This window comes from Ottowia sp. VDI28 (genome assembly GCF_049532675.1).
In the GTDB taxonomy this organism is placed as follows: Bacteria; Pseudomonadota; Gammaproteobacteria; order Burkholderiales; family Burkholderiaceae_C; genus Ottowia.
This window is the reverse complement of sequence record NZ_CP149820.1, coordinates 1,265,600-1,283,621: the sequence shown is the minus strand read 5'-3', so window position 1 is coordinate 1,283,621 and position 18,022 is coordinate 1,265,600. Positions and strand designations below refer to the sequence as shown.

Annotated in this window: 13 protein-coding genes and 1 pseudogene; 6 read left to right on the top strand and 8 right to left on the bottom strand. The window is 63.8% G+C overall.

The window, feature by feature from the left end; all coding sequences use genetic code 11:
* Positions 1-64: 64 nt before the first annotated feature.
* Complete coding sequence (locus WJU18_RS05955) at positions 65-976, top strand: TRAP transporter substrate-binding protein (protein ID WP_423460947.1); 912 nt, start codon at positions 65-67, stop codon at positions 974-976.
* 1,255 nt (positions 977-2,231) lie between these two features.
* Here the strand turns inward: WJU18_RS05955 and WJU18_RS05950 are convergent.
* From WJU18_RS05950 to WJU18_RS05925, 6 genes are all read right to left on the bottom strand, one after another.
* A complete protein-coding gene (locus WJU18_RS05950) occupies positions 2,232-3,920 on the bottom strand; it encodes an NAD(P)-binding protein (RefSeq protein ID WP_423459199.1) in 1,689 nt (562 codons plus the stop codon).
* Positions 3,917-5,449: a polyamine aminopropyltransferase gene (locus WJU18_RS05945; protein ID WP_423459198.1), complete on the bottom strand. Its 1,533-nt coding sequence runs from the start codon at positions 5,447-5,449 to the stop codon at positions 3,917-3,919. Before WJU18_RS05945 ends, WJU18_RS05950 begins: the two co-directional genes overlap by 4 nt.
* Positions 5,450-5,464: 15 nt before the next feature.
* Positions 5,465-5,686 carry a DUF350 domain-containing protein gene (locus tag WJU18_RS05940; protein WP_423459197.1) on the bottom strand — a complete coding sequence of 74 codons (222 nt, stop codon included), beginning with the start codon at positions 5,684-5,686 and terminating at the stop codon, positions 5,465-5,467.
* Positions 5,687-5,714: 28 nt separating this feature from the next.
* Complete coding sequence (locus tag WJU18_RS05935) at positions 5,715-7,241, bottom strand: DUF4178 domain-containing protein (RefSeq protein WP_423459196.1); 1,527 nt, start codon at positions 7,239-7,241, stop codon at positions 5,715-5,717.
* Between the two features lie 83 nt (positions 7,242-7,324).
* Positions 7,325-8,368: an SPFH domain-containing protein gene (locus WJU18_RS05930; RefSeq protein ID WP_423459195.1), complete on the bottom strand. Its 1,044-nt coding sequence runs from the start codon at positions 8,366-8,368 to the stop codon at positions 7,325-7,327.
* Positions 8,369-8,480: 112 nt separating this feature from the next.
* A complete protein-coding gene (locus tag WJU18_RS05925) occupies positions 8,481-9,407 on the bottom strand; it encodes a LysR family transcriptional regulator (protein ID WP_423459194.1) in 927 nt (308 codons plus the stop codon).
* A 113-nt stretch (positions 9,408-9,520) separates the two neighbouring features.
* On the opposite strand from WJU18_RS05925, the gene WJU18_RS05920 reads away from it, so the two are divergent.
* From WJU18_RS05920 to WJU18_RS05910, 3 genes are read left to right on the top strand one after another with little or no spacing between them, the layout of a single operon-like run.
* Positions 9,521-10,384, top strand: coding sequence for a VOC family protein (locus WJU18_RS05920; protein WP_423459193.1), 864 nt, complete (start codon positions 9,521-9,523; stop codon positions 10,382-10,384).
* Positions 10,384-11,094 (top strand): class II aldolase/adducin family protein, encoded by a 711-nt coding sequence (locus WJU18_RS05915; protein ID WP_423459192.1) that lies wholly within the window; start codon positions 10,384-10,386, stop codon positions 11,092-11,094. Before WJU18_RS05920 ends, WJU18_RS05915 begins: the two co-directional genes overlap by 1 nt.
* A 45-nt stretch (positions 11,095-11,139) precedes the next feature.
* Positions 11,140-12,123, top strand: coding sequence for a Bug family tripartite tricarboxylate transporter substrate binding protein (locus WJU18_RS05910; protein ID WP_423459191.1), 984 nt, complete (start codon positions 11,140-11,142; stop codon positions 12,121-12,123).
* A gap of 102 nt (positions 12,124-12,225) precedes the next feature.
* Here the strand turns inward: WJU18_RS05910 and WJU18_RS05905 are convergent.
* Both WJU18_RS05905 and WJU18_RS05900 read right to left on the bottom strand, forming a co-directional pair.
* A pseudogene (locus WJU18_RS05905) lies at positions 12,226-14,381 on the bottom strand (3-hydroxyacyl-CoA dehydrogenase NAD-binding domain-containing protein).
* 140 nt (positions 14,382-14,521) lie between these two features.
* A complete protein-coding gene (locus WJU18_RS05900) occupies positions 14,522-15,727 on the bottom strand; it encodes an acetyl-CoA C-acetyltransferase (RefSeq protein WP_423459190.1) in 1,206 nt (401 codons plus the stop codon).
* 129 nt (positions 15,728-15,856) lie between these two features.
* Here WJU18_RS05900 and WJU18_RS05895 point away from each other — a divergent pair, with 129 nt between their 5' ends.
* Positions 15,857-16,732, top strand: coding sequence for a branched-chain amino acid ABC transporter permease (locus tag WJU18_RS05895; RefSeq protein WP_423459189.1), 876 nt, complete (start codon positions 15,857-15,859; stop codon positions 16,730-16,732).
* Between the two features lie 160 nt (positions 16,733-16,892).
* Entirely contained in the window at positions 16,893-17,969 is a 1,077-nt protein-coding gene (locus tag WJU18_RS05890) for a branched-chain amino acid ABC transporter permease (RefSeq protein ID WP_423459188.1), read from the top strand.
* Positions 17,970-18,022: the final 53 nt, after the last annotated feature.

Genomic DNA, 18,022 nt, shown 5'->3' with positions numbered 1-18,022 from the left:
AACCAAGGTCAACCTGCAGGTGGTGGGCAACCTCGGCATTACCACCCAGTACAAAGAGCTGGAAATGCCGTTCTGGACCAAGGAGCTGCCAGCCGCCACGAAGAGCGCCATCAGCGCCAGCATCAAGCCCTGGAACGAGATGGGCTTGAAAGGCCCTGAAGTATTCCGCTTGCTGAGCCAGGGCGTTTTCGATGTCGGCAACACGCAGCTTGGTTTCGTGGCGGGCGACAACGCCATTAACGACGCCACCGACCTGGCCGGCGTCTCCCCCACCATTCAGACCTTCCATCAAGTCACTGACGCTTTCCGTCCGCACCTGTATCGCTATTATGAGGAAAAGGTGAAGGTCAAGCCGCTGGGCATGCTGTCGTTTCAGGCCCAGGTGCTGTATTGCCGCAGCGAGATCAAGAGCCTGGCGGATCTGAAGGGGCGCAAGGTCCGTACCTCGGGCGCTTCGCAAGCCGATTTTGTCGGCTACTTTGGCGGAACGGGCGTCAACATGGCTTTCGGTGAAGTGCAACAGGCGCTGCAGAACGGCGTGCTGGATTGCGCGATCACGGGCACGTTGGGGGGCTACAAGGCCAAGTGGTATGACGGCGCCAAATACCTCTACGCCCTGCCGATCAACTGGGCGGCCAGCCTGACGGCCATGAACCAGAAAACCTGGAACAAGCTCGATGCCGCGACGCAGAAGACGGTGCTGCAGGAGTTTGGCCGGCTTGAGAAGGCGGTGTATGAGCAGAACGTGCGCGAGAACGATATGGGATTGGCTTGCAACACAGGCGGACAATGTCCTGAAGGGCCTGCCGCCAAGATGATTCTTGTGGAGCCCTCGGCCGCGGATCTGGAACTTCGGCGCAAGGCGCTGTTGGAGCATGTGCTGCCGCGGTGGGCGGCGCGTTGCGGGGCGCAGTGTGTGAAGGATTGGAATGCTTCGGTGGGGAAGGCTGTCAATTTGACGGCTAAGGTTAATTGAGCGTTTTGTTCGCTGTTGTGGTTGGAGTTTGGTGGTGTTCTCGCCCTTCACGTTGGCGGGGATGGGCGGTTGGCCATCTGGTGAGGGGGCTGCGGCTGTTGTTCGTTCGCAGCGCTTTTTAATGCTCCTCTGCTGTTTGATTTGAGGTCGGAGGCCGGGATTGCCCCCGGCGGTGCAGTCACCTTCTTTTGCGTCGCCAAAAGAAGGTAACCCAAGAAAAGGCGACCCCACTGGACGTGTCCCTTCGCTTCGCTGCGGGCCACCTGCGGTGCTCGATCGAGGGGCCGGCCATCCGGGGTGGTGCTGCAGAACTCGCTTTGTTCACTTCGTTCACGCCGCTCAAACAGCTGCAGCAAGCTAGAGCACGAAGCAGGAGCATCTTGCAGTGCTCCTGCCCACCCCTCGCTCTGCGCTCCTCGGCACGTCCAGAGGGGCGGGGAGCCTGAGTCGGGCCATCGCTGCGCTCGGCCCTCGAATGATCAGGCTTCGCAGTACTTACTCCTCCCCCTTCTGTGCAAGGTCACTACACATCTTTTCCCGTCATTCCCGCGCAGGCGGGAATCCAGGATTACGTGGCGCTACGCCAGCAAAAGCACTCCCTTTGCATTCCCTTTGCATTCCCATTCTGCCAATCCCACTACAAACCGTGTTGGGTATCCGCGCTTCTTTTCCCTGGATTCCCGCCTACGCGGGAATGACGGTGATGAAATCTCAAAATGCGTAGACACCTACGCCTTGTTGGGGAAGGCTGAGATGGGCGCTTTCACCGAACGACCTGCACAACAGAAGACCATTCAGATCAACTGCCGTGAAAACCCCCGCCCTACCCCTCCTCCAAAGGGAGGGAACAAGACCACCGAGCAGAGCGAGGTCTATTGATTCGCAGGCCGAGCGAAGCAATGGCCCGACCCACGGGTCCCCTCTGGCCGTGCCGAGGAGCGCAGAGCGTGGGGTGGGCAAGGGCACTTGCAAGATGCCCTTGCTTCGTGCTCTGACTTGCTGCAGCTGTTTGAGCGGCGTGAACGAAGTGAACAAAGCGAGTTCTGCAGCACCACCCCCGGATGGCCGGCCCCTCGATCGAGCACCACAGGTTGCCCGGAGCGTAGCGGAGGGACACGTCCAGTGGGGTCGCCTTTTCTTGGGTTACCTTCTTTTGGCGACGCAAAAGAAGGTGACTGCACCGCCGGGGGCAATCCCGGCCTCCGACCTTGGATCAAACAGCAGAAGATCATTAGGAAGCAGAAGGCCATTCAGATCAATCAACCAAAGCAGCAGCAAGCCCCGCCGCATGCCCCCGAGTAAACGCCTCCTCAAACACCGAATACCCCGACCAATCCGCGTGCGCAAACATCACCCGCGAAGTCCCAGGCGTAGGCAGGAAAGACACCTTCTCCCCATTTGCCCTCCCATGGCGCCCACCGGCTTCACGCACCCAACCAAGAGAACTCAAAAACGCCTGCGTCCCCGGCACCGGAATCGACATCGCGTGACCATAGCGCGTGATCTCCATACGCCGGGCGCGCGAGGCCAGATCCGGATGCGGCACAGCCAGCGTGGCCAGAATAGCGTCGCGCCAATGCGTCCAGGGCCGCTCGGCCAGGGTCTGGCGGGCGCCTGGCACGTCGCCCAATGCCTGGTAATAACTGAGCACAGTGGGCCCCGCGAGCAGCGCCCCAGGCCCCAGCCGTTGATGGCCCGCATCGACATAACCCAAACCGCCCGGGTTGGGATCGGCGTAGAGCACGTTGTCCCAGGCAGGCGCTGCCCCCACACGGTCGGTCAGCGGTGCATCGATATGGATATTGGCTACCAGCCACGGAGCCCATTGCAGGCGCCGCGCCGCTTCGGCCAGAAAGTCGGGCGCAGGCTGCACCACGCGCGCGGCCACGAACGCCGGTAACGCTACGACGCACCGAGCGGCTTGCCAACGCTCCACGCGGTCGCTGGCGTGCAGATAGACGTCGACCTCCACACCTGCTCGCCCTTCCGAGATACGCAGCACGCTGGCACCGGTCCGCAGTTGGCCGGCCTTATTCAGCGGCTCAGCCAACCGCTGGGTGAGCCATCCATTGCCCTCAGGCCATGTCAACACCGCCTCGTGTTCACCGTCATCGCTCTCCCCCGGCGCGCTGAAACCATGCCGGCTGGCGAAGTAGTGGATACCCGCCCAAGCGGACACGCGCGCACTGCCGGCGCCATAATCGTCGCGGCAGCAATAGTCCAGGTACCAGCGCAGGTACGCGTCATCCAACCCCTCCTGCGCCAGCCACGCATCGAAGCTGATCGCATCCAAGGCTTGATGAAGAGGCGCCAAAGGCTGGCCCGGCACCCAACTCTTGAGCACAGGCATGGTGAAGCGCCCGGCGCGGGAGAGCTCAGACACGCGCTGCGCAAAGCGGCGGTAGGCAGACTGCGTAGCCGCGCCCACGCCCGCCACAGGCAGCAGGCCTTCCTGCCAATGGCCTTGAAAATAAAGGCGCTCCTGCGGACTGTGGCACAGGTAGCGCTCGTCGTACTGCCAGCGCCCCGACACACGCTGGCGCAAGCCCAGCTCTTCCAGCAGATCCTGTACCTCCCCCGCATACTCGCCAGGCACAGGAAGGTAGTGCGCGCCCAACGGGCAAGCAATGCCGCCCACACTGCCTGCGCGGCTGTTGCCGCCTGCCTCGTCCTCCAGCTCGAAGCACTGGAAATCCTGTACGCCTGCCAGACGCAGCGCCCTCGCCGCCGCGAGGCCCGCTACCCCGCCGCCAGCGATCACCACCTGGGTACGGCGCACCACGCTCGGCGCAAGCTGGCCACCACTCCGCGCCGTACGCTCACGCAAGGCATGGCCGCGCGCCATGCCGATGCCGGTGAAGTCCCCTTGCAGCTCCGATGGTGCCTGATGGCAGGCCGAGAGCACCAGGGGGGCTGCCAGGAAGCCGCGGCGGGTAAGACTCAATGGACTACACCCCACTCCCGCTCGTAGGTATGGACGAGCACTTGGTTGGAGAGGCGGTTGACTTCGGTATCCACCCGGGCCATGTCGCGCGGAAAATCAAACAGCAGCGGCAGCGAAGCCGCATCCAGAAAGCGCAGCCCCGGCGGCAACGCATCGGGCAGGCGCCAGGGGCGGCGGCTGGCGATGACGAAGCCCCATTCGCCAAAGCTTGGCACATGCGCGTGATAAGGCCGCGCCGTGAGGCCCACGGATTTGATGGTGTTCACCACCGTCCAGAAACTCTTGCGCGCCACCAGCGGAGAAGTCGTCTGGACCACCGCGTAGCCGCTGGCCGCCAGGCGCTGGTCCAGCAGCGCATAGAAGCTGCTGGTGTAGAGCTTGCCGATCGCGAAGTTGGTGGGATCGGGAAAATCAACCACGATCACATCGAACGTGTCCTGGCCTTCCTGCAGCCACTGGAAGGCATCGGTATTGACGATGCGTACCTTGGGGTTGGTAAGCGCATCGCCATTGAGGCGCCGAAGTATCGGGTTCTCGCTGAACAGGCGCGTCATGGCGGGATCCAGCTCGACCAGCGTGACCGATTCAACCCCCGGGTATTTAAGGATCTCGCGCACCGCCATGCCGTCGCCGCCGCCCAGCACAGCCACGCGCTTCGGGTTGCCGTGCGCGGCCATGGCGGGGTGAACCAGCGCCTCGTGGTAACGGTACTCATCGTGCTCGGCGAATTGCAGATTGCCGTTGAGATACAGCCGGTGTCCCGCCCGCCCGCTCGTCACCACGATGCGCTGGTAGGGCGAAGCGCTGCTGATCACGATGCTGTCCTGATAGAACTTGTCTTCCGCGAACCGGGTGATGTGCTCCGCGCCCCACACGCCGGCCAGCAGCACCAGCATCACCGCCACGCAGGCCAGCGCGTGCGCCCGCAGGCGCCGCAGCTCATGCCGGAACAGCCACAGCGCCCACACGGCCACGGCCGCGTTCATGAAACCGAACAGCAGCCCCGTGCGCACCAGCCCCAGGTGCGGCACCAGCAGCAGCGGGAACGCCATCGACACCGCCAGCGCGCCCAGGTAATCGAAGGTGAGCACCTGGGACACTACCTCCTTGAACCGGACGTTGCGCTTGAGGATGCGCATGACCAGCGGAATCTCCAGCCCCACCAGCGTCCCCACGAGCAGCACCATGCCATAGAGCAGAACCCGGAAGGCGCTGGGCACGTAGGCATTGGCCAGGAACAGAACAGCCGGCAAGGCGCCCCCGACCAGCGCCACAAGCAGCTCGATGCGCAGGAAATGGGCGGGCAGTTGCCTGTCGAAATAGCGCGACAGCCAGGAGCCCACCCCCATGGCGAAAAGATAGGTGCCGATCACGGTGCTGAACTGCAGCACCGAATCGCCCAGCAGATACGAAGCCAGGGCCCCCGCCGCCAGCTCGTACAGCAGGCCGCAGGCGGCAATGATGAACACGCTGGTGAGCAGCGCGATGTCGATGGGGCGAGGAGCGGCAGTAGCCGCGGATGGGTTCAACTACCGCTTCCGGATTCAATGAATCGCCGCCGCCACGATGATGCTGATGCCCAGGCACATGGCCGCGACCACCAGCGCCAGCGCGCGGTTCTGCTTCTCGACGATCTCGGCCCATAGATCGACCGGCGTGAGCTTGTCGATGATGAGAAAACACAGCCAGAAGATGACGACACCGATCACCGCGTAGAGGATGGAGCCGAGGAAGACCTCGGGGCGGAGCCATTCGATTCCCATCATGTGTGTTCTCCTTGAGAAAGATGCGTATTCACTTGTGGCTGCCACCCGAGGTGTAGCCGCCCCACGAGCCGCCCGAGCTGCGGGCGCTGCCGCCCGATGAGCCGGAGCAGTTGCTGATGAGCATCAGCAGGACCAGCAGCACGATGGCAATGACGATCAAGGTGCCGCAACCGATGCTCGAGCCGCCGACGACCGGCCCGGAATCCTGGCGCCGGAATAGCCCGGCTTGGTCGCCCAGCCGGAACGCCTGGGCCACGGTGTTGCTGTCGATCGGCTGGCCGTGCGACCAGGTCACCTCACCCGCCGACTCCTCGCGCGAGAGCGTGCCCTTGCCGTCGGCCGCGTTGAAGTCGTTGTTGTCGGTCTTCTGACCCCGGGACACGGGCCAGTAGAACTCTCCCGCCACATAGCTGGTGGTGGCGGTGTAGCTGGACTCCAGGCTGTACTGGCGGCCCAGGTAGGTGGCGGTCTGCGCGCCGCGCCGGTATTTCGGCGCACCGGTAGTGGAGCGCACCAGGCTCCAGCCTTCGCTGGTGTCCAGCAGAAAAATGAAGCCGCGCGTGACGTTGTAGAGCAGGTATTCATCCCACTCGAACTCTTCTTCGTCTTCCTCGTCTTCATCCTGGGCCGGTATGACGCCCGTGCGTCGCTGGAAACCCACCACCTGCCATGGCGCGCCCTCGAACTGGCCGGTGCTGCCCAGCGGGATGAGCAGTTGCGCGATGGCGCTCTGGGCAGCGTGGCGCAGTTCGCCGCCGATGCCGCTGCTCAGATCGATGACGCTGTTGCATGCGGGACAGGTACAGCTCTTGGTGCTGTCCAGTTGCACCTGCACGGGTGCGCCACAGTTGGGGCAGCTGAATTGCCTGCCCTTCTCTTCCTTGACGGAATCCTCCTTGAGGCCCTGGAGTTTCAGATCCTCCAGGCGCACGGCGCAGCCCCGCTCCACACGCCCTGGAGCGACGCCGTAGTCGATGGAGAGCACCTCGCCATCGTCGCTGCGCAGCTCCACCATGGCGAACGGCTGGCGAAGCGGCGGCAGCCGAGGCAGCTCGCCCTGCGCGCTCCGCAGGTGCGCCTGGAGGTTGGAGGTCACGCTGTAGGATTTGCCGCCGACGGCGGTCGTCATCCCCAAGCGAAAGTGCTCGGCCTCGGGCAACTCACGTCCGAGGGTGTCCGGGCGGGTAAAGACGTAGGCGCCGTTGTCCTCACCCAGCGTGGCGGTACTGCCATCCTCCAGGTAAGCCACCCATTCCGTCCAGCCGCCCGTCTCACCCTCGTATTGCAAGCGCCCGATCAGGGTAAAGGACAGCTCCCGGCCGTCGAGACCGACGCGCCCGCTAGCCATGAGCTGCAGGGGACTATGGTCGTCGAACACCTCCGCCATCTCGCCCAGGCGCTCCAGCACGTCGCCATGGCGCACCACGGTGCTGCGGCAATAGCCACAGACCGCGTGCGTGGATTGCGCGCTGGTGAACTCCACCGGCGCGCCGCAACCGGGGCAAGGCGCACGGTACTGGCGTTGCGAAGGAGGCTGAGGGGTGTTCTCGGCCATAGGATCAGGCGCTCATTTATTTTTCTTGGTTCCCCGGCGCCCTTCCTCTCTCCAGGCGCCGGAGCCGGTTGCTCCAGAAATGATCAGACGAGCTTCTTGAGCAACTCTGCTTTCTTGGCGTCGAATTCGTCCTGCGTGAGGATGCCCTTGGCCTTCAGATCGGCCAGTTTTTCCAGCGTCGCCATGACGTCCTCGGGCTTCACTCCCACGGGGGCCGCCGCGGCCGCAGCAGGTGTGGCCTGGGCGCCGCCCTGCAGGCCCTGCTGGAGATTCTGTGCCAACACCTGGCCCAGCGCCACGCCAGCCCCCAGGCCCATGGCATCGCCCGCCACGCCGCCGCCCTGGCCTGCGCCCTCGGCAAACTTCGGAATGGCCTGGGCAGTCTGGTACTGCATGAACTTGCCCATGTCGTTGCCCACCATGCTCATGCCGATCCGCTGGTCCAGGATCTTCTGCAGCTCCTCGGGCAGCGAGACGTTCTGTACTGTCATGCTGTCGAGCGCCAACCCGATTTTCTCGAACGCGGGCGCCAGCTCCCTGCGCAACGCGTCGGCGAACATGACCTGGTTGGCCGCCAAATCCAGGAACGGCACACCGCTGCCCGCGATGGCATTGCTGATGTTCTGCAGCACCATCCCGCGCAGTTGGCCGTCAAGGTCGGCTGCGGGGTAGGACTCCCGCGTGCCCGCTATCTCGGTATGGAACAGCTTGGGATCGGCCACGCGGTAGGCGTAGTTGCCGAAGGCCCGCAGGCGCACGGCACCGAAATCCTTGTCGCGAATGGTGATGGGCTGGGGCGTACCCCATTTCTGGTCCACTTGCTGGCGCGTGCTGAAGAAATACACGTCGCTCTTGAACGGAGACTCGAACAGCTTGTCCCAGTTCTTCAGGTAGGTCAGCACCGGCAGTGTCTGCGTGGTGAGCTTGTAGGTCCCAGGGCCGAACACATCGGCCACCTGCCCCTCGTTGACGAACACGGCCATCTGGGACGCGCGCACCACCAGCGCGGCGCCGTTCTGGATTTCCATGTCCTGCATGGGAAACCGCCACGAAAGGGTGCCATCACCCTCCTCCGTCCACTGGATGATGTCGATGAACTGCTTCTTGATGAAGTCCATGAGTGCCATTCAAATGCTCCGGCGGGAAGGGGGAAATGGAAGGCGGTCATCATAGCAGCGGCTTCCCCGGTGCGCCGCCTGCTTCTGGCTTCCCTGGCCGGGCGCCCCTAACCGGGCGTCCCTAGCCGGGCGCCCCGAACATCTCCAGCATCAATGCCCGGAGCCAACCAAGCGCGGGATCGTCGTCAAACCGCCGGTGCCAATACATCTTCAAATCGAATGAGGGCAGCTTGATCGGGGGCGGGATCAAGCGAAGTGCCAGATGATCCGAGATCAATTCGGCCAGATTGGAAGGCACGGGCGACACCAGGTCGGTTTCGGCGACGATGGGACCAATGCATAAAAAACTGCGTACCCGCAGTGCCACCGGTGCACGCACGTCGCGGCGCATGAGCACCCGCTCCACCGCCGTCAGATGACTCGTACCAGGCGGACTGGCCAGTACGTGGGAAGTCCTCAGCAGTTCGCCCCTGTCGCTTCCCCTTGCCAGGAGCGGGTGGCCCTGCCGGGCAAGGTAGACAAATTGCTCCCGAAAGAGCGCCTGGTGAAGCACCTGCGCACCCAACCCTGGCACGAAACCCACGGCCAGATCGATCTCGCCACTGGCCAGACCGTGCTGCAACTCGTCGTGTCCCGGTGAAAGGCACTCGCAGGTCACACCCGGCGCGCTCCGGGCCAGACGCAACCACAAGCGCGGCATGAAGAACCGCTCGCCAATATCGCTCATGGCTATCCGGAAATGCCGCCTTGTGCTGGCTGCCTCAAAGCTGGGCTTGGCCAGCGTGCCCCGTACCACTCGCAGCGCCTCGGCCACAGTGGGCGCGATCTGTCCGGCGAACGGCGTGGGCTCCACGCCCCGTTGCATCCGCACGAACAGCGCATCGCCGTAAGCCCGCCGCAGCTTGGCCAGCCCGTGGCTGATCGCAGGCTGTGACAGGCCGAGTTGCTCGCCCGCCGCGGTGAGATTGCGCGTGCGCCAGACCACGTCGAACAGCTCCAGCAGATTCAGATCAAGCTGGCGTGTGAGCGGGCGGGTTCTCGTGATCATCTCTTGTCATCAATTTCATGAATAACAGAGAGCATATTTTTTCATTGGATCTATCGCAAGCTTTCTCTTAAATTCACCTCCCATCGACCACGGCTCATAACAGGAGACATCACTTGATCAACCTCTGGGACATCCGCTACGTGCGCCTGGGTACGCCCGACGTGGAAGCGGCGACGCGTTATGCATGCGATGTGGTGGGGCTGGAACTCGGCCGGCGCGAAGGCAAGGCGGCCTATTTCCGCTCTGACGACCGCGACCATACGCTGGTCTATTTCGAAGGCGATCCGCAGGACCACACGATAGGGTTCGAGTTGCGCAGCATGGAAGAGCTGCAGGCGGCGGCCAGCGCCCTCGACGCCGCCCATATCGAGGTGCGCGCCGGCACTGCTGACGAATGCGCGCGCAGGGCCGTGGGTGCCTATGTCAACTTCCGCGATCCCAACGGAAGCTCGATCGATCTGGTGGTGCGGCCGCACCACGGCGGCACGCGGCATTGGCCGTCGCATGATGCCGGCATCACCGGCTTCAGCCATATCGGCCTGTGCAGCGCCAACCCGGTACGCGACGAAACCTTCTGGACGCAAACCCTCGGCGCCAAGGTGAGTGACCGCATCGGCACTGCCCCGCTTCTGCGCATTGATGAAGTGCATCACAAGATCGCGCTGTTTCCCTCCCAGCGGGTGGGGGTCCAGCACATCAACCACCAGGTGGAATCAGTCGACGACATCATGCGTGCCTGGTATCGCCTGCAGAAAGCCGGCGTGCGCATCGTCTTCGGGCCAGGCCGGCATCCGACTTCAGGCGCCATGTTCCTCTACTTCGAGGGGCCGGACGGCATGGTGTATGAATACTCGAGCGGCGTGCGCCTGATCACGCCCGAACAGGAGCCGGGCTACCTGCCACGCCAGTTCCCGATGGCCGACAGCTCCTTTTGCATGTGGGGCAGCAAGCCCGACATTGCGGAGTTCAAAGTCTGATGGCCGCGCCGACCCTATCCGCGCCGGAAGCCATCCAGCGCCAGTTGAGATTGGCCGCACGCGCGCTAGGCCGGCATGGCCTGGTACACGCCTACGGGCATTGCAGCGTCCGTCTGGATGCCGGGCACTTCCTCGTTTGCGCCGCACGCCCCATGGGGCTGATCGGCACAGGCGAGCCCGGCACCGTGGTAAAGGTGAACGGCCCGCTGCCGGAAAGTGTGCTGGGTGAAGTCCGCATCCACCAACAGATCTACCAGAGGCGGCCCGAGGCACAGGCCGTGGCGCGCACCATGCCCCGCCACGTCATGACGCTGGGCACTGCGCGCCGCGTGCCGCAGCCGCGCCATGGCTTCGGCAGCTACTTCAGTGCAGGCATCACGCTTTGGGACGACCCGCAACTGATACGCGGCGACGCCGCCGCCGAGGCTTTGGCGGAGCAATTGGGCGCACGCCATGCCCTGGTGATGCGGGGCAACGGTGCCGTCGTCGCAGCCGAGTCCCTGATACATGCCGTGGTGCTGACCTGGTATCTGGAAGATGCCGCCCGGATGGAGCTGGAAATCCTCTCCGCCGGACTGGAGCAGGAATCCGTGGTGCTGAGCAAGGCCGAGTGCGATCAACGCGCGACCTCTTCCGGCCTGATCTTCGAGCGCATGTGGGATTACCTGACCGCCGGAGACCCTGAATCCTCTCCTGGCCAGGCCAGTTGATTTTCATAGCAGCCTTTTACACAACACCCGATCACGGAGACAAGCATGAACCCTCGCATTCGCACTGTTTCGATATTCGCTGCCGCGGCGATGCTCAGCCTGGGCAGTCCGCAGGCACAAGCCGAAGCCTTTCCAAGCCGGCCCGTCAGGATCATTACCCCTTCTTCGGCTGGCAGCGGCCTCGATGCGGCGCTCCGGACGCTGGCCGAGCTGCTCGGCAAGAAATGGGGGCAACCCGTCATCATCGACAACAAGCCGGGCGGCAACGGGTTCATCGCCATCGCGGGCTTCAAGCAGGGACGTCCGGACGGCCACGAGCTGATCGCGCCGGACAGCAGCCAGATCGTCACGCACGCGCATACCTTCCACAAGCTGCCCTACGACCCGCGGAAGGATTTCGAACCGATCCGGCCGATCCTGATCACGGACTTCTACATCACCGTGGCCAAGGACAGCCCCTACAACAGCCTGGCCGACATCGTGGCCGCCGCCAAGGCGCAACCCGGCAAGCTCACTTACGGCTCCTGGTTTGTCGGCTCCCCCGGACACCTGGGCGCCCTGCGGCTCGAGTCGCAGACGGGCATCAAGATGACGCATATTCCCTACAAGGAAATGCCGCAGCTCTATGTGGGCGTGTCGAACAAGGAGGTGGACTGGGCCCTGGGCAGCGCCGCAAGCGCCGGGCCGATGGAAAAAGCTGGCAAGATCAAGTTCATCGGCCTGGGGGCGAAAAAACGCTCCAGCATCTACCCGGAAGTACCTTCCACCGACGAATCTCCCGCCACCATAGGCTACGAGAACACTGCCTGGGTCGGCCTGTTCGCGCCGCCAGGCACGCCCAAGGCGATCAAGGAAAAAATCAGCGCCGACGTACGCGAAGCGCTGGCCGCCAAAGCCGTGCAGGACCGCTATCGAACGCTGGGCTACGACGTGATGGATCTCGGACCGGATCAGTTCGCCGAACGCATCCGCGCCGACGACGCGGTCTGGAAGAAAGTCATTCAGGAGGCAGGCCTGAAGCTCGATTGATCTCCCTGGGACCGCCAAGCTCCAGCTTGGCAGGCTGCGCATGCAGGAGACACTGCTGCCAAGCTGGAGCTTGGCGGTCCCAGGAAGCGCTGATGGACCTGCCTACCAGCGCGGCTCGAAGCGCCGGATCGCCGCCTTCACCTCCTCGCTCAGGCTGAAGCCAACGCCATGCCTGGCCGCCAATTCGGCGCAGCGCCGCTCGAACGCCTCGATGCCTTGCCCGTAGATGAACTGCATGGCACCCCCGTCCAGCCAGGAAAGCCAATACCAAAGATGCTGCCGACGTTGGCCTCGTGCACACTGGTCAGCACGCCCTCCGCGAGGCAGCGCGCCGTTTCCACGGATTGGCGGTAAAGCAGCCGGTCCTTGATCTCCTGCGCGCTCCACTCGGCGTCAGGTTTCTCGAACAAGGGCTTCAACCTAGGCCACAGGTGCTTCCGGCCGCCCTGGGGGTATTCATAGAAACCGCCACCGCCGGCGCGGCCAGGGCGCTTCAGTTCCTTCACCATGCGCTCGACCAGCAACTCGCCCGGTGTGGTCTCGTAGGGCTTGCCCTCGGCCGCCAGATCGGCGCGCGTCTGGTCGAGCACGTGGACCGAAAGCGAAAGCGCGGTTTCATCCAGCACCGCCAACGGCCCCACAGGCATGCCCGCCTGCACCGCGGCGTTCTCGATCGCGGCAGCGGGAACACCCTCGCCCAGCATGGCCGCGCCTTCCATCACGTAGGTCCCGAAGGTACGGCTCGTGTAAAAGCCCCGTGAATCATTGACCACGATCGGCAGCTTGCCCAGCGCCAGCACGTAGTCGTAGGCGCGTGCCACAGTCTCATCGTCGGTCTTCTGGCCGCGGATGATCTCGACCAGTTGCATCTTGTCTACCGGGCTGAAAAAGTGGATGCCGATGAACTTCTCAGGGCGCGCGCTGGCCCGCGCCAATCCGCTGATCGGCAGCGTACTGGTGTTGCTGGCAAAAAAGCCGCCTTCCGCCAGCATGGGTTCGGCTTCTTGCGTGACCTTGGCTTTCAGATCACGCTGCTCGAACACCGCCTCGATGATCAGATCGCAGCCCTGCAGATCGCCAGCCTGCCCGGTGGGCGAGATCAGGCCCAGCAGCGCCTGCCGGGCTTCTTCGCTCATGCGCCCCTTCCCCACCCGCTTGTCCGCCAGCCGCTGGGAGTAGGCCTTGCCCTGCTCTGCCTTCTCGCTCGACACATCTTTCAGTACGGTGGCGATACCTCGGCTCGCCTGCGCCCAGGCAATGCCCGCGCCCATCATGCCGGCGCCCAGAATGCCCACTTTCCGCGGCTTGTACTTCGGCACGCTCTTGGGGCGTGCCTGCCCGCTCTTGATGGCGTTCAGGTTGAAGAAGAACGTATTGATCATGTTCTTCGTCACCGGGCTGGTCAGCAGGCTGGCCAGATAACGGCTTTCGATGCGCATGGCGGTATCGAAATCCACCATCGCCCCTTCGACCATGGCCGACAAGGTGGCCTGCGGCGCCGGGAAAAGGCCGCGCGTCTTCTGCTTGAGCATGGCCGGCACCACGGGTAGCGCGGCCGCGATCTTGGGGCTGGTGGGCGTGCCGCCAGGCATGCGGTAGTCCTTGCGCTCCCAGGGGTGCAGGGCCGCTTCGGGTTGCCCCTGCACGGACTCGATCCAGGCTTTGGCGCTCGGCAGCAACTGCTCGGCACTGCCGACAAGCTCATGCACCAGGCCAAGTTGGTGCCCCTCGGCCGGGCTGAACAGCTTGCTTTCGAGCAGATAAGGCTGGGCCGCCATCAAGCCGAGCAGGCGCGTCATCTTGGTGATGCCACCGCCACCCGGCAGCAGGCCGATGCCCACCTCCGGCAAGCCGAGCCGGATCTTGGCATCATCGACGGCGACGCGGTAGTGGCCCAGCAGCGCCACCTCCCAGCCGCCGCCCAGCGCCGCGCCGTTCAGGCAGGTGACGATGGGCTTGCCCAGGGTTTCGATGGTGCGGAAGTTGCGCTTGATGCGCTCGATCTCAGCGAAAAAGCGCCGCGGCGCTTCCTGCGCGTCCATGCGCATCACGCCTTTCAGATCAGCGCCGGCAAAGAAGGTGCTCTTGGCCGATGCCAGCACGATGCCGCGGATCTGGTCCTTCTCGGCAGCCAGTTGCGCGGCCAGGGCATCCATGTCGGCCTGCCAAGCCTCACCCATCGTATTGACGGGGGAATTGGGTTCATCGAAGGTAACGATGACGATGCCGTTCTGGTTTTCGGTGCGGATGGTGTTCATGGTCAAGTCTTTTATAGATAGATTCCAAAGGCCGCGGAGCAGGCCGCGCGGGGGACGCCGTGGACGGACCTGCGCCGGACACTGGCGTTGTCCCCCTCCCGTAGAGAGAGGGGGAAGGCGCGTAAGCGACTCAGGGGGTGTCACATCCTTTCTATAACGGTGGCAATGCCCATGCCGCCGCCTACGCATAGGGTGGCGAGGCCATAGCGCAGTTGCCGCCGGTGCAGCTCATCAATCAACGTGCCAAGGATCATGGCGCCCGTGGCGCCCAGGGGGTGCCCCATGGCAATGGCACCGCCGTTCACGTTTACCTTCTCGTGCGGCACCTCGAACTCCTGCATGAACTTCATGGGCACGGCGGCGAAGGCTTCGTTCACTTCGAAGAGATCGATATCCTTGATGGTGAGGCCTGCCTTGGCCAACGCCTTGCGCGTGGCGGGCATGGGGCCGGTGAGCATGATGGTCGGATCAGCTCCGGAAAGGGCGGTGGCGACAATCCGCGCACGGGGCTTGAAACCGTGCGCCTTGGCGGCCGCCTCACTGCCGATCAGCACTGCCGCCGCCCCATCGACGATGCCGCTGGAGTTGCCGGCATGATGCACATGCACAATGCGCTCTACTTGCGGATAGCGCCCGATGGCGACCTGATCGAAGCCCATGGCGCCCAGTTGTTCGAAGGAAGGTTTGAGCGCTCCCAGCCCCTCCACAGTTGAATTCGGCTTGATGAACTCGTCCTGCGCCAGGATGGTCTGGCCGAGCATGTCGGTCACCGGGACCAGCGAGCCGGCAAAAAAGCCCGCTTCGCGTGCCCGGGCTGCCCGCCGCTGGGATTCAACGGCGAAGCCATCCACATCCTCGCGCGTGAAGCCGGACAGCGTGGCGATCAGATCGGCACCCACCCCCTGCGGCACGAAATCGGTCTCGGCGTTGGTCTGCGGATCCTGCGCCCAGGCGCCGCCGTCCGAGCCGATCGGCACCCGGCTCATGCTTTCCACCCCGCCGGCCACCACCAGATCCTCCCAGCCCGAGCGCACCTTCTGCGCCGCCATGTTCACCGCCTCCAGCCCGGAGGCGCAGAAGCGGTTGAGCTGCACGCCGGCGCAACGCCAATCCCAACCGGCCTTGAGCGCCGCCACCTTGGCGATGACCGAGCCCTGCTCGCCATGAGGCGAAACCACCCCCATCACGACGTCATCGACAGCCGCGGTATCCAGATCGTGCCGGCGGCGCAGCGCCTCCAGCGTGCCGGCCAGCAGATCGATGGGCTTGACCTCGTGCAGGCTGCCATCTTTTTTGCCCTTGCCGCGCGGGGTGCGGATGGCGTCGAAAACATAGGCTTCGGTCATTCGGGTGTCTCCATGAGGATGGGTTGAGTTCTGTGATCTAAATATACCTAGGGTTTTTCAGAGGCTGAAATAGGACGCATGCTGGCTAGAGTGGCGAATCCGCAAAGCCAAACCATTTTGGGAGACAACTTGCAGTTTGTGCAACTAGTGATCAGTGGTATTGCTCAAGGCTGTATCTATGGCTTGATCGCGCTGGGTTTTGTATTGATCTACAAGGCCACCGAAACCGTCAGCTTCGCCCAGGGCGATCTAATGATGCTGGGCGCCTTCTGCGGCCTGGCCTGCATGACGATGCTGGGCTTTCCCTTCTGGCTGGCGGTGCTGTCGGCCATCGGGGCCATGGCGCTGTTCGGCATCTTGCTCGAACGCATCGTGATCCGCCCCATTCTGGGGCAGCCCGCTTTCTCGATCGTGATGCTGACCATCGGCATCGGCTACGTGGCGCGCGGCCTGATCACGATGCTGCCCGGCATCGGCACGGAAACACACACGCTGGCGGTGCCCTACCAGGATCAGGTGTGGAACATGGGTTCGCTGGTGCTCAACGCCGTGCAGCTGGTGGTGATCGGTGTCACGGCGCTGCTGTGCGCGGGGCTTTACGCCATGTTCAAGTACAGCAAGCTCGGCATCGCCATGCAGGCGGCCTCGCAGAACCAATTGGCCGCGTATTACATGGGCATCCCCGTCAAGCGCCTGAACGGGCTGGTGTGGGGGCTGGCCTCGGCGGTGGCCGCCATTGCGGGGCTGCTGCTCGCGCCCATTACCTTCGTGCACGCCAATATGGGCTTCATCGGGTTGAAGGCTTTTCCGGCCGCGGTGGTCGGCGGCTTCGGCAGCCTGCCCGGCGCCATCGTGGGGGGCCTGGTCATCGGCATCGTGGAGTCGCTCGCGGGCTTTTACCTGCCGGAAGGCTTCAAGGATATTGCGCCTTACATCGTGGTGCTGATCATGCTGATGGTCAAGCCCAACGGTTTGTTTGGCGAAAAACTCCGGAAGAAGGTATGACCCCCCTGAGTCGCTTACGCGCCTTCCCCCCGAGGAGGGACGCACCCGGCGGCCTGGCAAAGCCAGCTCCGCGGGTGCCTATGTATGGCCTGCTCCGCGGCCTTTGGATATTCACCCCCTCTCCCACTTGCGGGAGAGGGATTCATAGATAGCCGGCCACATGCGTTTCATCTTCAAGACAAGTTACGACCAGGACATCCGCCTGGCCAAGCATGGCGGGCACGTGTTCTGGTACTCGGCCCTGGTGCTGTTCACAGTGGCGGCGCCTTGGCTTTTGCCGGAATACTGGCTGGCTCAGCTGACCTTTGTGCTGATCTATGCCGTCATCGGCCTGGGGCTGATGCTGCTGGCGGGCTTCACCGGGCAGTTCTCGCTCGGGCATGCGGCTTTCGTGGGTGTGGGCGCCTATGCACAGGCCGTGCTGACCAATGCCGGCATGCCCTTTCCGCTGGCCATGGTGTGCGCGGCGTTCATCGCGGCGCTGGTAGGCATTGTGGTCGGCGTGCCTGCCCTGCGGCTCAAGGGCATCTACCTGGGCATCGCCACCCTCGCCTTCGGGTTCATCGTGGAAGAAGGTTTCGCCCGCTGGGAATCCGTCACCGGCGGCAACGCCGGCATGCATGTGAAGGCGCCGGCGATCTTCGGCTGGCACATCGAATCAGGCGAAGGCTTTTATTTCATATGCCTGATCACGGCCATCCTGGCCACGCTGGCGATCCTGAACCTGCTGCGCAGCGCCACCGGCCGGGCGTTCGTCGCCATCCGGGATTCGGAAATCTCCGCCCAGAGCATGGGTATCCATCTGGCGCGCTACAAGACCCTGTCGTTCGCTCTTTCCGCCGCTCTGGCGGGCGTGGGCGGCGCCCTGTATGCGCACAAGATGCGCTTTCTCTCGCCCGATCAGTTCAGCATCCTGCAATCGATCGACCTGCTGCTGATGGTGGTGATCGGCGGGCTGGGCTCCGTGCATGGCGCTTTCCTGGGCGCCATCTTCCTGATCGCCATGCCGCAGATCATTTCGCTGGTCAAGGATTACCTGCCCGATGCCATCGGCCAGGCGCCGGGCCTGCAGTCGGTGGTCTATGGCGCGGTGCTGATCGCGTTCGTGCTGTTCGAACCGCTGGGCCTGTATGGCCGCTGGCTGAAGATCCGCACCTGGATCCAGATGTTCCCGTTCTACCGCCAGGGCATGTTCAAGCGGCAGAAATCGTTTCAGAAATCGGACCGCTTGAAATGAGATCCCCCCTGAGTCGCTTTGCGCCTTCCCCCCAAGGGGACACCACCAGCGGC

Coding starts and splice junctions, on each gene's coding strand:
- WJU18_RS05900 (WP_423459190.1), bottom strand. CDS start 15,727: ATGACCGAAGCCTATGTTTTCGACGCCATCCGCACCCCGCGCGGCAAG.
- WJU18_RS05940 (WP_423459197.1), bottom strand. CDS start 5,686: ATGATGGGAATCGAATGGCTCCGCCCCGAGGTCTTCCTCGGCTCCATC.
- WJU18_RS05925 (WP_423459194.1), bottom strand. CDS start 9,407: ATGATCACGAGAACCCGCCCGCTCACACGCCAGCTTGATCTGAATCTG.
- WJU18_RS05910 (WP_423459191.1), top strand. CDS start 11,140: ATGAACCCTCGCATTCGCACTGTTTCGATATTCGCTGCCGCGGCGATG.
- WJU18_RS05935 (WP_423459196.1), bottom strand. CDS start 7,241: ATGGCCGAGAACACCCCTCAGCCTCCTTCGCAACGCCAGTACCGTGCG.
- WJU18_RS05955 (WP_423460947.1), top strand. CDS start 65: ATGCCGTTCTGGACCAAGGAGCTGCCAGCCGCCACGAAGAGCGCCATC.
- WJU18_RS05890 (WP_423459188.1), top strand. CDS start 16,893: ATGCGTTTCATCTTCAAGACAAGTTACGACCAGGACATCCGCCTGGCC.
- WJU18_RS05930 (WP_423459195.1), bottom strand. CDS start 8,368: ATGGCACTCATGGACTTCATCAAGAAGCAGTTCATCGACATCATCCAG.
- WJU18_RS05915 (WP_423459192.1), top strand. CDS start 10,384: ATGGCCGCGCCGACCCTATCCGCGCCGGAAGCCATCCAGCGCCAGTTG.